Raw genomic sequence first — 12,116 nt, 5'->3', positions numbered from 1 at the left:
AAAACATAGGCCGCAAGACCTCACCTATCATGCGCGTGAGCGTTCCCAAGCGGATCGCTGGGACAGGGTTGGGGGGGGGGGGGGGGGGGGCGGCCCCCCCCCCCCCCCCCCCCCCCCCCCCCTCGTGCGCTGGGGACTACGGCTGCGGAGTGGCGTGCGGCGCGCACGTCACGTCGGCGGCGTCCGTCCTGCCGGTGAGCAGGTAGTCGTCCACCCGCCCGTTGATGCACGGGTTGACCAGACCGGTCACACCGTGTGAGCCCGCGCCCTGCTCGGTGATCAGGCGGGAGCCCTTGAACCGCTTGTGCAGTTCGACGGCACCGGGGTACGGAGTGGCGGCGTCATTCGTGGACTGCACGATGAGGACGGCCGGCAGACCCCTGCCGGTCTTCGCCTCCACCGGGGACTGCTGCTTGGCGCCCCAACTCGCACAGGGCAAGTTCATCCACGCATTCGCCCATGTCATGAACGGATACTGCGTGTTGAGCCGCGTGTTGTCCCGGTCCCACTTCTGCCAGCTGGTGGGCCACTGGGCGTCGGCGCACTCGACGGCCGTGTACACGGCGTTGCTGTTCTCCGACGTGATGTTGCCCGCCGTGTCGGTCAGGTCGGGGGCCGCGGCGTCGACGAGCGCCTGGGTGTCACCGGCGACGTACTTGCTGAACACCGAGGCGACCGGCACCCACGAGGAGTCGTAGTACGGGGCGCTCTGGAAGAAGGAGATCAGCTCGGCGGGGCCGACGACGCCACCCAGCGGGCTCTTCTTCGCGGTGGCCCGCAGCTTCAGCCACTGGTCCTGCACCTTGGCGCGGGTGTCACCGAGGTGGAAGGCCGCGTCGTTCTTGGCGACCCAGTCCTCCCAGTCCTTCCAGCGGCCCTCGAACGCGATGTCCTGCTCCAGGTTGGCCTGGTACCAGATGTTCGAGCGCGCCGGGTTCACGACACTGTCGACGACCATGCGGCGCACGTGCCCGGGGAAGAGCGTGCCGTAGACGGCGCCGAGGTACGTGCCGTACGAGACGCCCAGGTAGTTGAGCTTCTTCTCGCCGAGCCCGGCCCGGATGACATCGAGGTCGCGCGCCGTGTTGGGCGTGGTCATCTGCTCCAGCACGGCCTTGCCGCTGCGCTGGGCACAGCCGTCCGCGTACTCCGCGGCCAGCTTGCGCTGGACGCGCTTGTCCGCCTCGGAGTCCGGGACCGGGTCCGCCTTGGGCGCCTTCACGAACTCCTGCGGGTCGATGCAGGAGATGGGCGCCGAGTGGCCGACACCACGCGGGTCGAAGCCCACGAAGTCGTACGCCTTCGCGGTGTTCACCCACAGGGGGCTCTTGGTGGTGACCCGGCGCGGGAAGCGCATGCCCGAGGCACCGGGGCCGCCCGGGTTGTAGACGAGCGCGCCCTGGCGCTCCTCCTTGGTGCCGGTGTTCCCGATGCGGTCCACGGCCAGCTTGATCTGCTTGCCGTAGGGGTGCGCGTAGTCCAGCGGCACGCTGACCCAGCCGCACTGGATCGGCTTCTCGAAGCCCCAGTCCGCCGGGCAGTCCTGCCAGTCGATCCCGGCCTTCGCGGCCCGCTCCGCGGCGATGGCCGCCCCGTGCTGCTCGCGGTTCTGCCCGTGGCTCCGGCCCTGTCGCGAGTCGGCGGTGGCCGACGGGGCCGCGACGGCTCCGGCTATCAGGGTCGCGGTGACGAGCGCTCCGGCCGAACCGAGCGCTGCCACCCGTTTCGTCGGTCTCTTGGACCTCAAGTGTGACCTCCCCGTACATCGTTGCGATGGATACGGGAATCCTTTCTGCTGCGGGGTCCCTGGGGACAGACGTGACCGGTGTTCTTTACCAATCCGATAGCCGGTGCGCCGTGTTCCGTTGAGCGGTGACTCTGGCGTGAATCCGCCTTCTCACAAAGACAATTGACGTCACGTGAGATCGCGCATAGCCGTGTCCAGCACCCTCCGCAGCAGCAGCGCGTCGGGGGCGAGCGCGGTCACGAGCACAGCGGGCCCGGCGAGCGGGGTGAGTGCCGCGTACTCGCCCAGCAGCCGCGCCGCGGGCACCTGCTGCTCGAACTCAGGTCGTACGACGACGAGTTGCCCGAGGGCCCGATGTCCCGCGAGGACAGCGGGCCCGTCCCAGCCGCCGGGCGCGCCCGGACCGCACGCCAACTCCTGGTCGAGCAGGGCCCGTCCGTCGCGCCGCACGGTGAGACGGCTGGTGAGCCGCCCGGGTTCCTCTCCCACCCGCCCGAGCACCTGCTCCTCCCGGAAGACGAGCCGGGCGCCGCCCCGCAGGTCGACGCGCGAGGACACGCACAGTTCACTGCCACCGGCGGAGATCAACTGCTCCGGCAGCCAGGCGAGTTCACCTCCGTCGGCGACGTCGAGGCGTACGTCGTAGCGGGCCTCGCCCTTGGCCTGTCCGGGCAGGGCGATGGTGGCGGCGGCCGAACCGACCCGCAGTCGCGCGCCCGGACCGACCCGGGCCTCGACGGCGAGGTGGTCGCCGCCGAGCGGTCCGCTCATCGCCCCGACCAGCATCACGCGCGCCTCGGACCCGGTGCTCCGGATCCGGCGCAGGGCGAGCGGCCCCTCTCCGTCCAGCACCGGCAGCGAGGTCCCGCCCCGGCCGTCGTCCCTGGCCTCGATCCGCGCGGTCGCGCGCACTCCCGCCGTCGTCATGCCGTCCACGCGGCGAGCCGTTCCCGCACCCAGCCGGCGACCGCCGTGACGCCGCTCTCGGTCCTGAGCGACTGGAAGACCACGGGCAGTTCGGCCCGCTGCGCCTTGGCGTCGGTCGCCATCCGTCCCAGGTCGGAGCCGACATACGGAGCCAGGTCGGTCTTGTTCACGACGAGCAGGTCGGCCGTCGTGACCCCGGGGCCGCCCTTGCGCGGGATGTCGTCCCCGCCCGCGACGTCGATCACGAAGATCTGCGCGTCGACGAGCCCCTTGGAGAAGGTCGCGGTGAGGTTGTCGCCGCCGGACTCCACGAGGATCAGATCCAGCGGCCCGATCGCGTCCTCCAGGTCCTCGACGGCTTCGAGGTTCGCGGAGATGTCGTCCCGGATCGCGGTGTGCGGGCACGCGCCCGTCTCGACGGCGGCGATCCGCTCCGGCGGCAACACCGCTTCCCGCAGCAGGAATTCGGCGTCCTCGCGGGTGTAGATGTCGTTGGTGACGACGGCGAGGGAGAGCTCGTCGCGCAGCGCCCGGCAGAGCGCGGCGACGGTGGCTGTCTTCCCGGAACCGACGGGTCCGCCGAGCCCTATGCGCAGGGCGCGGCGCGTGCCGTCGGGCCGGTGGGCATCGGCGCTGATCGCGGACGGCCCGTCGTGAGTGTGGTCGAGATGCACGGTACGGCTCCAGCTTCGTTCGGCCCGCGCCGGCCGCGAGGCGGCCTGTCCGTCGTACACGGACCAGTGCCTTTCGGGGCCGGCGACGGGGTTCTGAGGGCGACTGCCCCGGAGGTCATGGGTCCCCCGACGGATCGAGCGGGACCGACACCTTCGGGAAGGTTGGTGGGCCAAGGGGCGCCCGCGCCGACGGCGGCCACCCCGCAGGCTTGCTTGCTTGCTGTGATGTGGAGTTCCGAGGAATCTCCGCGCCGCGAAGACCCGTGGACTCCCCCCGACCCGAGGACCCGCAGGCTTCCCCGCACCGCGAAGACCCGCAAACCCCCGCGACGCGAAGGCCCGCAGACTCCCTCCGTCGTGAGGTCCCGCGGCCTCCCGGCAATCCGATCCGAGAGGACCGAGAGGACCGAGACGCCCGGCGAGTTGAGGGCCCGCGGGCTCCCGGCGACAGGGAAGTCCACGCTCGCTATGACGCGAAGAGGCGTACCGGCCAGGCCGCGTGCGCCTCCGCGCTGATCTCCAGGAGCGGCGCCGACGCCGCGGGAAGCGCCTCGACCCCGTCGTCGAGGACCCGCCGCGCCGCACTCGCCGCCGCGTGGGCGACGACATCCAGTTCCGGCGCGAGCCGGGCCAGCGCGGCCGTCGCGTCGAACGGATCAAGGCTCAGCAACCGCACCGTCGCCGAGGCCGGCCCGCTGACGCATTCGTACGCCGAGCAGTACGCGGCGTCCTCGGGCCCAAGGCCGGCAGCCCGCGCCGCCACGCCCAGCACCACCGGCTGATGGGCGCCCTTGGGGAACTCCCCTGCCAGTGCGTCGAGTTCGGCGGACGGCCAGGTGGCCCTGGCCGCCCGCATGAGCTGCCGTCCCAGCCGACGCGCGGTGACCCTCAGCGCGAGCGAGGGTGTGCGAGCGTCGGCGGCCGCGTCCAGGACCACCGGGTCGACCCCGAGCGCGCCCGCCGCCGCCAGCGCGGCCGAGACGAGTCCGGTCGTGTGCAGCCGGCCCCGGCAGAAGTCCTCCAGGGTCGCCGCTCCCGTGATCCGCCCGGCCTTGACGGCCGCCTCGGCCCCGCCGGAGTGCGCGTGCCCCCCGGCGGGAAAGCGGCCGTCCGCCAGGACGAGAAGCGCTGCCCGGGACATCAGAAGAGGAAGTAACGCTGGGCCATGGGCAGTTCGGCGGCCGGAGTCGCCTCGACGAGTTCCCCGTCGATGTGCACGGCGAAGCTGTCGGGGTCGATCCGCACCTCGGGCCGTGCGTCGTTCTCCCGCATGTCGGCCTTGGTCACCGCCCGCGTCGACTCGATGGCGACGAACCGCTTGCCGAGCGAGAGCCGTTCCGGCAGCCCGTCCTCGATCGCGAGCGGCGCCACGAAGTTGAAGGAGTTCGCGGCCGGCGCCCGCCCGATCGCCCCGAACATCGGCCGGGGCAGCACCGGTTGCGGCGTCGGGATGGACGCGTTGGCGTCACCCATCTGCGCGTACGCGATCATCCCGCCCTTGATGACGAGGTGCGGCTTGACCCCGAAGAACGCGGGCTCCCACAGCACCAGGTCGGCGAGCTTGCCGGTCTCCACGGAGCCGATCTCGCGGGCCAGCCCTTGCGCCAGCGCCGGGTTGATCGTGTATTTGGCGACATAGCGACGTACGCGACGGTTGTCCGCGCGTCCGTCGCCCGGCAGCGCGCCCCGGCGCCGCTTCATCACATGGGCCGTCTGCCAGGTCCGCATGATGACCTCGCCGACGCGGCCCATGGCCTGGGAGTCCGAGGAGATGATCGAGATGGCGCCGAGGTCGTGGAGTATGTCCTCGGCCCCGATGGTCGACGGCCGGATACGGGACTCGGCGAAGGCCAGGTCCTCCGGCACCGCCGGGTTCAGGTGGTGGCAGACCATCAGCATGTCGAGGTGTTCCTCGGCGGTGTTGACGGTGTACGGCCGGGTCGGGTTGGTGGAGCTGGGCAGCACGTACGACTCGGAGACCACGGACATGATGTCCGGCGCGTGCCCGCCGCCCGCGCCCTCCGTGTGGTACGCGTGGATGCCCCGTCCCGCGATGGCGGCGAGGGTGTCGGCGACGAACCCGGACTCGTTGAGGGTGTCGGTGTGGATGGCGACCTGGATGCCGGTGCGGTCGGCGACGGTGAGCGCGGCGTCGATCGCGGCGGGCGTCGAGCCCCAGTCCTCGTGGATCTTCAGGCCGAGCGCGCCGCCCCGGATCTGCGACAGCATCGCGTCGTGCGAGACGGTGTTGCCCTTGCCGAGCAGACCGAAGTTGAGCGGGTACCCCTCCATCGACTCCAGCATCCGGGCCAGATGCCAGGGACCGGGCGTGACGGTGGTCGCCTTGGAGCCCTCGGCGGGGCCCGTGCCACCGCCGACGAGCGTCGTGATGCCGGAGGCGAGCGCCTCGTCGGCGATCTGCGGACAGATCAGATGGACGTGCGCGTCGATGGCGCCCGCGGTCAGGATCCGCCCGTTGCCCGAGATGATCTCGGTCTCGGGCCCGATCACCAGGTCGGGATGGACCCCGTCCATGGTGTCCGGGTTGCCGGCCTTGCCGATGCCGGAGATCCGGCCGTCGCGGATGCCGACGTCGGCCTTGACGATCCCCCAGTGGTCGACGATCACGACACCGGTGACGACCGTGTCCGGGGTGCCGTCCGCGCGCGTAGCGCGGGCCTGGCCCATGGATTCCCGGATGACCTTGCCGCCGCCGAACACCGCCTCGTCGCCGGCGAGTCCTGGCCCGCCGGAACGGTCCTCCTCGATCTCGATCAGCAGGTCGGTGTCGGCGAGGCGGATCCGGTCGCCGGTCGTCGGGCCGAACAGGTCGGCGTACGCGGCACGCGAGATCTCAGGCATCGAGGGCACCTCCGGTCTCCCCGCGCAGTCCGGGCACCACACGGGCGCCGGCCAGCGGGACGAGTTCGACGTCGACGGGGATCCCGGGCTCGAAGCGCACGGCGGTGCCCGCGGCGACGTTGAGCCGCTTGCCGCGCGCGGCGCCGCGGTCGAAGTCCAGACCGGGGTTGGCCTCGGCGAAGTGGTAGTGGGAGCCGACCTGGACGGGGCGGTCGGCGGCGTTGAGGACGGTCAGCCGGGTGACCGCACGGCCCTCGTTGAAGACGACGGGCTCCTCGGCGAAGAGGATCTCTCCGGGAATCATGGCGCTCGCTCCCCCGTCAGACGATCGGGTCGTGGACGGTGACGAGCTTGGTGCCGTCCGGGAAGGTCGCCTCGACCTGGACGTCGTGGATCATCTCGGGGATGCCCGTCATGACGTCGTCCCGGGTGAGGATCTTGCGTCCGGAGGACATCAGCTCGGCGACGGTACGGCCGTCACGGGCGCCTTCGAGGATGTGCGACGTGATCAGGGCGACGGCCTCGGGGTGGTTCAGTCTCAGTCCGCGGGCCCGGCGCTTCTCGGCGACATCGGCTGCCACATGGATCAGCAGCCTCTCCTGCTCGTGCGGGGTCAGTTGCACGGCGTCCCACCTCACATCCTCGCTCCGGACCGTGCGGGGCCCGGCGGCCGCAGCCACCAAAACCCCTGGTGGCGTGGATGGGCACGCTAGTTGGCCGGAGTTTCGAGGACGTTAACCAGCCTGGGATCCCTCCAGGGCCGGGCGGAAGGACGCCGTCGGGCCCGCGAGGCGGTCCCGCTTCGCCGGTTCCGCTCGACCGGGCCGCGCCGGCACCCCGGCGAGCAGCGAGGCCGTCCAGGGCCGGACCGTATACGGCATACTGCGCGGCCGTACCCGGGGAGGGTCCCGGGAGCGGCGCCGTGGCCGCCGCGGTGAGGACGGTCAAAGCCCGCGGTCGCGGAGACGGTCCCGGAACGCGGGGCGGTCCCGGAGCGTGGGGGCCGTCCCGGAGCGCGGCAGTGGCCGCGGTCGCGGTCCAGCGCGGGCGGCTAGGAGGCGCTGGGCCCCCGGTGCTCCGCGGCGATGCCGAACCGCTGGCGTTCGCGGGGCGCGGACGCCACCTCGCGGACGCTGGACAGAGCGCTGATCACCTGATCGTCCGCGGGCTCCTGGAGTTTTTCGAGGCGCTCCAGGTCGGCGGCGGAGACCAGGGCGGCGAGAGGCTTCCCGTGCCGCGTCACGACGACGCGCTCACCGCCGTACACGACGCGGTTGATCAGTTCGGCGAGCTCAGCCCTGGCTTGCGTCACCGGAATCTCGTAGGCCATGACGTCCAGCTTAGACCGGGCCTCCGGCACTGCGCGGGGTACAAGATCCCGTCGGCCGACGGGACACGACGCCCCTTCGCCGCCTCCCGGTCGAGCGGAACCGCCGTTTTCGCTCTCGGCATGACCCCCTTCCACCGAGACGTACGTCCTGTACATTTTTTACGGACGTCGACCTGAGGAGGCGCGCGCCATGGACAGTCCGTCCGCCCGCCATGTCCTGCCCGAGTTCACCGAACGCACCAGCGCGGGGCACCGGACGCCGGATCCGTACTCGAAGCTGCTCAGCGAGCGGATCGTGTTCCTCGGGACGCCGATCGACGACACCTCGGCGAACGATGTGACGGCGCAGTTCATGTACCTCGAACACCAGGCGCCCGAGCAGGACATCCGCCTTTACGTCAACTCCCCGGGCGGCTCCTTCAGCGCGATGACCGCGATCTACGACACGATGCGGTTCGTCACCTGCGACGTCCAGACGGTCTGCCTCGGCCAGGCGGCGTCGGCCGCGGCCGTCCTGCTGGCCTGCGGCGCTCCGGGCAAGCGGCTCGCCCTGCCGGGAGCCCGCGTCCTCCTCCACCAGCCGTCGGTCCCGGAGCCGGTCCAGGGGCGGACGAGCGATCTGGTCATCCGGGCCGAGGAGTTGGCACGCACCCGCGAGCTCCTTGAGGAGATGCTCGTACGGCACACGGGACAGAGCCCGGAGCGGGTCACCGCGGACATCGAGCGCGACAAGATCCTCGACGCGCAGGCGGCGCTGGCCTACGGACTGATCGACCGGATCGTCCCGGGCCGCAGGGCCTCGCTCGAGACGCCCGGCGCGAGGTGAGCGGCCGATGATCCCGGACCTCCCCCCGCTGCCGGCGCTGACCCGCGCCGAGGCCGAGCTGATCGACCGCTACCTCGACGTGGTCGACCTGGTCGGCCGTATCAACCCGTCCCGTCCCGGAGACACCTATCGCGGCCTGAGGGCGGCTCAGGCACTGGTCGGCCAGGCCGTGGCCCTGAGGGACGCGCTCACGCTGATGCACCAGCGGGGCGAGAGCGAGGTGCACGCCCCGACGCTGGCTCAGGCGCTGCGGGTTCTCGACGGCGAACGACGGGCGGCCCGGGTCACCGTGCCGCCCGAGCCCGGCAGTTGACGGACCCCCACCCCGGTGCCGGCACGCGCCGAGGTTCCGTGGTGTCCGGCCCGGGACTCAAACGGACCGGATGGTGTACCCCCCGATGGCGTAGTGAACGATCCTTTCTGCGACCCCTCCAAGTTGCGCAACACGCGGACCAGGAAGGCGGGATGAAGCCCTTCACCGCAGGTGCGGGCCTCGTCGATGTCTCCAACACCCCCTCGAACAGAGGGGTGTCCACCCGAACGGGTGAGTGGTGAGTAAGCCCACAAAACGCCGGTTCCGCTCGGTATTTCCGACACTCATGAGTGAAGATCCCTTTCGACGACAAGCCCCCGCCGCAGCGGCGGGGCGGTCCGGGCGGACGCCGAGTCCTGCCGCCGCCCGGATGACCGGTCGACAGATGTGCATCGGCAGGAGTGGAGGACCCAGCTAGACGGGTCGCCGGAACAGTTCCGGGCGGTCCTTGGGGTGAAGCCGCAGCTGCGGCCGGGCAACTTCGCCAGCCCGAATCCGACAGGTCATCCTTCACAGGCGGCTGACGAAGGGTTGCGCATGACTGCGCTCAATCGTGTCCCGTCGCTGTGGACCCGGGCCGGTACGGCCTCGGCGCTCACTCTTGCCGCCGTGGGCGGCAGCCTCGTGGTCCCCGGCGTCGCACCCGACGCCGAGGCGGCCACCCCTGCGACGAGGGCACTCCAGGTCGCGGCGTCGAAGCACGGCTCCCCGTACCAGTGGGGCGCCACGGGACCGCACCGCTTCGACTGCTCCGGGCTCACGCTCTACTCGTACAAGAAGGCGGGCAAGAAGCTGCCTCGTACGGCCGCGGCGCAGTACAACAAGACGCACCACGTCTCGGCCTCGCACCGCGAGGCCGGTGACCTCGTGTTCTTCCACTCGGGCCGGAACGTGTACCACGTCGGCATCTACGCCGGGAAGGGAAAGATCTGGCACTCCCCGAAGACCGGGCAAGTGGTGAAACTCGAGAGGATCTGGACGAGAAGCGTCTGGTACGGCAGGGTCGGCTGACCCTGTCCAACGGGGGCGGCGGACCGCGCCGCCCCGGTTCGGGCCTTCTCCCGGCCGCTGAGACGCCGTCTCAGCTCGTCAGAGGCTCCAGCACGAGCACGAGGCCCAGAACGGTGAGCGCGCCGCCGGTGACGCCCTCCACGGCGCGGGCGGCGCGCGGCCCGCGCAGCCACCGTCCGAGCCGGTCCACCAGCAGCGCGACCGCCGGGAACCACACCAGGGCCAGAACGACCACGATCAGCGCCAGCAGCAGCGTCCGCGGCATCGCGGGGCTGCCCGCGGGCACGAACTGCGGTAGCAGGCTCAGGAAGGTGATGGGCGCCTTCGGGTTGAGCGCGTTGGTGACGAAGCCCTGCCGCAGCGGACGCGCACCCGGCCCGGCCGCCTCCGCCACCACCGGGGCGCCCGGAAGCGGGCCGACCTCATCGGCCGCCGGCCCGCGCGGACGGCCCAGTGAGCGGAGCGTGCGCAGGCCCAGGTACAGCACATAGGCGCCGCCGAGCAGTTGGAGCGTCCGGAACAGCGCCGGGACTGCGGTGAGGACCGCGGCGACCCCGGCGACCGCGAGCGCGGTGTGGAGCAGCAGTCCGCCCGCGATGCCGAGGGCGCACGCGACTCCGGCCCGGCGTGAGACGAGGGCGTTGCGCACGACGACGGTGAAGTCCGCGCCGGGCATGGCGACCATGCCCGCGGCGACTCCCGTGAAGGCGATGAGCTGTGCGTCCATGCCCCCAGGCTGCCCGGCCCGGGCCTTCAGCAGGTATGTCGAATATCCTGGGCGGGTCTTAAGCAATCGTTTAGACCCGGCAGGGTGCCGCCGGGCCGGGGAGGCGCGATGTACGACCCGACGCGGCTCGCGGCGCTGGTGGCGGTCGCCGAGGCGGGGTCGATCACCCGGGCCGCCGAACGCCTCGGTTACACGCCGCCGGCCCTGTCCCAGCAGGTGGCGAAGCTGGAGCGGGAGGCGGGGGCGACACTGCTGGTGCGCTCCCATCGCGGGACACGGCTCACCGGCGCGGGTGAGCTGCTGGTCGTGCGGGCCCGCCGGGTCCTCGACGAGATGGAGCTGGCCCGGCACGAACTGGCCCGTCTGACGGGACTGTCGGGCGGCACACTGCGGCTCGGCACCTTCCAGACGGCCGGCATCCATCTGCTGCCGCCCGTGCTCAGCGCCTTCCGGCGGGCCCACCCTGACGTGGCCCTCGCGGTCGCCGACTACGAACCTCCGCACGGGATCGCGGCGGTCGCGGCCGGCGAGGTGGACCTGGCGCTCACCCACACCTACCAGCCCGCCCCGCCGGTCCCGCTCCCGTCGTCCGTGGGCGTCGAGCCGGTCCTGGTCGAGGAACTGGTGCTGGTGACCGCTCCCGGTCACCTCCTCGCGGGCGGTTCGGCCCGGCTGCCGCTCGCCGAGCTGGCCGGGCAGCCGCTGATCAGCATGGCCCCGGACCATCCTCCCCGGCAGGCCGTGGAGGCCGCGCTCGCCCGGGCGGGGGCCACGCCGGCGGTGCTCGTCGAGACCCCGGGATACGCCCTGGTGTGCGCGCTGGTCAGCGCCGGGCTCGGGATCGCGGTCGTACCGGAGATGGTGGCGGCGACCGCGGCGACACCGGTGGGGACGCGGCTGCTGGAGCCGGGAGATCTGCGCCGTACGATCTCGGTCGTCCACCGGACGGATGTGACGGCACCCGCGGCCGACGCGTTCCGTGCCCTGCTGCGCGGCGCCTTCGGGCGGGCCGGCCAGCACAGGACCGGCAACCGCCCGGAGGTCTGAGGGGCTGACCGATCGACCCGTTCGAGCGCGGTGTCCGAACGGGCCGCCCGAACGGCTTGTCCGCACCGCCTGCCCGCACGACGGGTGCTCAGGGCTCTTGAGGCCCCCCGGCCGGCACCGGCTGGACCGGTACCGTCCACGGGAGTTCGATGGAGACCGTCTTGCCGCCCTCACGGGTGGGCCGGACGGTGAGTCTGCCGCCGCATTCGGCGGTCAGCCAGCGGATGATCACCATGCCCCGGCCGTTGTCCTGCTGGACAGCCGCGGGCAGCCGCTTCGGAAAGCGCGGATGGCTGTCGGTGACACCGATGCGCAGGCGCTCCTCCCGGTCGAGACGAACGCCGACCGTGAAGGTGGGCGACTGCCCGAACGTGTGCTGGACGGCGTTGGTGGCCAGTTCGGACACGATCAGGCGCACGGTATCGGCGACTTCGCAGTCACGCGGCAGGCCCCATTCGGCCAGCACTTCGGCGACGAATTTACGGGCCACGGAAACCGAGGCCGGCTCGCTCGGCAGCGTGACGGATGCTTCCTGGTGATCTGCCATGGCGACGTCGTCCCTTTCCCACGGGACCGGAACCCGACACCGAGCGGATGGTTCGAGTACGGTCCCGGACTGGTGCTTGCGCCAGACTGCCATTACCGGGCCGGT

14 protein-coding genes and 1 riboswitch are annotated in these 12,116 nt (G+C 71.8%); of the genes, 4 read left to right on the top strand and 10 right to left on the bottom strand.

The window, feature by feature from the left end; genetic code table 11:
- Positions 1 to 136: 136 nt before the first annotated feature.
- The 8 genes from ACZ6KY_RS40540 to ACZ6KY_RS40505 all read right to left on the bottom strand — a co-directional run bounded on the left by ACZ6KY_RS40540 (position 137) and on the right by ACZ6KY_RS40505 (position 7,540).
- Positions 137 to 1,747: an alpha/beta hydrolase gene (locus ACZ6KY_RS40540; RefSeq protein ID WP_469315264.1), complete on the bottom strand. Its 1,611-nt coding sequence runs from the start codon at positions 1,745 to 1,747 to the stop codon at positions 137 to 139.
- Between the two features lie 168 nt (positions 1,748 to 1,915).
- Positions 1,916 to 2,674 (bottom strand): urease accessory protein UreD, encoded by a 759-nt coding sequence (locus ACZ6KY_RS40535; RefSeq protein ID WP_469315267.1) that lies wholly within the window; start codon positions 2,672 to 2,674, stop codon positions 1,916 to 1,918.
- On the bottom strand, positions 2,671 to 3,348 hold the full coding sequence (gene ureG / locus ACZ6KY_RS40530; RefSeq protein WP_469315266.1) for an urease accessory protein UreG: 678 nt from the start codon (positions 3,346 to 3,348) through the stop codon (positions 2,671 to 2,673). Before ureG ends, ACZ6KY_RS40535 begins: the two co-directional genes overlap by 4 nt.
- Positions 3,349 to 3,814: 466 nt before the next feature.
- Complete coding sequence (locus ACZ6KY_RS40525) at positions 3,815 to 4,489, bottom strand: urease accessory protein UreF (protein ID WP_469315263.1); 675 nt, start codon at positions 4,487 to 4,489, stop codon at positions 3,815 to 3,817.
- Positions 4,489 to 6,210 carry an urease subunit alpha gene (locus ACZ6KY_RS40520; protein ID WP_469315262.1) on the bottom strand — a complete coding sequence of 574 codons (1,722 nt, stop codon included), beginning with the start codon at positions 6,208 to 6,210 and terminating at the stop codon, positions 4,489 to 4,491. The genes ACZ6KY_RS40525 and ACZ6KY_RS40520 overlap by 1 nt, the downstream gene beginning before the upstream one ends.
- A complete protein-coding gene (locus ACZ6KY_RS40515; protein ID WP_401331882.1) occupies positions 6,203 to 6,514 on the bottom strand; it encodes an urease subunit beta in 312 nt (103 codons plus the stop codon). Before ACZ6KY_RS40515 ends, ACZ6KY_RS40520 begins: the two co-directional genes overlap by 8 nt.
- A 16-nt stretch (positions 6,515 to 6,530) precedes the next feature.
- Positions 6,531 to 6,833, bottom strand: a complete 303-nt coding sequence (locus tag ACZ6KY_RS40510) for an urease subunit gamma (RefSeq protein WP_103550668.1) — start codon at positions 6,831 to 6,833, stop codon at positions 6,531 to 6,533.
- Positions 6,834 to 7,261: 428 nt separating this feature from the next.
- Complete coding sequence (locus ACZ6KY_RS40505; RefSeq protein WP_469315261.1) at positions 7,262 to 7,540, bottom strand: type II toxin-antitoxin system Phd/YefM family antitoxin; 279 nt, start codon at positions 7,538 to 7,540, stop codon at positions 7,262 to 7,264.
- A gap of 190 nt (positions 7,541 to 7,730) precedes the next feature.
- Between ACZ6KY_RS40505 and ACZ6KY_RS40500 the strand changes: the two genes are divergently transcribed.
- The 3 genes from ACZ6KY_RS40500 to ACZ6KY_RS40490 all read left to right on the top strand — a co-directional run bounded on the left by ACZ6KY_RS40500 (position 7,731) and on the right by ACZ6KY_RS40490 (position 9,690).
- Entirely contained in the window at positions 7,731 to 8,366 is a 636-nt protein-coding gene (locus tag ACZ6KY_RS40500) for an ATP-dependent Clp protease proteolytic subunit (protein WP_469315260.1), read from the top strand.
- 7 nt (positions 8,367 to 8,373) lie between these two features.
- Entirely contained in the window at positions 8,374 to 8,679 is a 306-nt protein-coding gene (locus ACZ6KY_RS40495) for a hypothetical protein (protein ID WP_469315259.1), read from the top strand.
- A 369-nt stretch (positions 8,680 to 9,048) separates the two neighbouring features.
- Positions 9,049 to 9,213: riboswitch (cyclic di-AMP (ydaO/yuaA leader) on the top strand.
- Positions 9,214 to 9,216: 3 nt separating this feature from the next.
- Positions 9,217 to 9,690: a C40 family peptidase gene (locus tag ACZ6KY_RS40490; protein ID WP_469315258.1), complete on the top strand. Its 474-nt coding sequence runs from the start codon at positions 9,217 to 9,219 to the stop codon at positions 9,688 to 9,690.
- Positions 9,691 to 9,760: 70 nt separating this feature from the next.
- Here ACZ6KY_RS40490 and ACZ6KY_RS40485 read toward each other — a convergent pair whose 3' ends face one another.
- A complete protein-coding gene (locus tag ACZ6KY_RS40485) occupies positions 9,761 to 10,417 on the bottom strand; it encodes a LysE family translocator (RefSeq protein WP_469315257.1) in 657 nt (218 codons plus the stop codon).
- 108 nt (positions 10,418 to 10,525) lie between these two features.
- Between ACZ6KY_RS40485 and ACZ6KY_RS40480 the strand changes: the two genes are divergently transcribed.
- A complete protein-coding gene (locus ACZ6KY_RS40480) occupies positions 10,526 to 11,464 on the top strand; it encodes a LysR family transcriptional regulator (protein ID WP_469315256.1) in 939 nt (312 codons plus the stop codon).
- Between the two features lie 88 nt (positions 11,465 to 11,552).
- Here ACZ6KY_RS40480 and ACZ6KY_RS40475 read toward each other — a convergent pair whose 3' ends face one another.
- Positions 11,553 to 12,011 carry an ATP-binding protein gene (locus ACZ6KY_RS40475; RefSeq protein ID WP_469315255.1) on the bottom strand — a complete coding sequence of 153 codons (459 nt, stop codon included), beginning with the start codon at positions 12,009 to 12,011 and terminating at the stop codon, positions 11,553 to 11,555.
- Between the last annotated feature and the right edge of the window lie 105 nt (positions 12,012 to 12,116).

The organism is Streptomyces sp. NPDC042002, from assembly GCF_055588305.1.
Note: the sequence above shows the minus strand (reverse complement) of the source record. Positions and strands in the feature narration are given on the sequence as shown.

Bases quoted from the DNA above. Each gene is read 5' to 3' on its own strand.
- ACZ6KY_RS40485 (WP_469315257.1), bottom strand. From the start codon at position 10,417: ATGGACGCACAGCTCATCGCCTTCACGGGAGTCGCCGCGGGCATGGTC.
- ACZ6KY_RS40500 (WP_469315260.1), top strand. From the start codon at position 7,731: ATGGACAGTCCGTCCGCCCGCCATGTCCTGCCCGAGTTCACCGAACGC.
- ACZ6KY_RS40480 (WP_469315256.1), top strand. From the start codon at position 10,526: ATGTACGACCCGACGCGGCTCGCGGCGCTGGTGGCGGTCGCCGAGGCG.
- ACZ6KY_RS40490 (WP_469315258.1), top strand. From the start codon at position 9,217: ATGACTGCGCTCAATCGTGTCCCGTCGCTGTGGACCCGGGCCGGTACG.
- ACZ6KY_RS40495 (WP_469315259.1), top strand. From the start codon at position 8,374: ATGATCCCGGACCTCCCCCCGCTGCCGGCGCTGACCCGCGCCGAGGCC.
- ACZ6KY_RS40520 (WP_469315262.1), bottom strand. From the start codon at position 6,210: ATGCCTGAGATCTCGCGTGCCGCGTACGCCGACCTGTTCGGCCCGACG.
- ACZ6KY_RS40535 (WP_469315267.1), bottom strand. From the start codon at position 2,674: ATGACGACGGCGGGAGTGCGCGCGACCGCGCGGATCGAGGCCAGGGAC.
- ACZ6KY_RS40475 (WP_469315255.1), bottom strand. From the start codon at position 12,011: ATGGCAGATCACCAGGAAGCATCCGTCACGCTGCCGAGCGAGCCGGCC.
- ACZ6KY_RS40505 (WP_469315261.1), bottom strand. From the start codon at position 7,540: ATGGCCTACGAGATTCCGGTGACGCAAGCCAGGGCTGAGCTCGCCGAA.
- ACZ6KY_RS40515 (WP_401331882.1), bottom strand. From the start codon at position 6,514: ATGATTCCCGGAGAGATCCTCTTCGCCGAGGAGCCCGTCGTCTTCAAC.
- ACZ6KY_RS40525 (WP_469315263.1), bottom strand. From the start codon at position 4,489: ATGTCCCGGGCAGCGCTTCTCGTCCTGGCGGACGGCCGCTTTCCCGCC.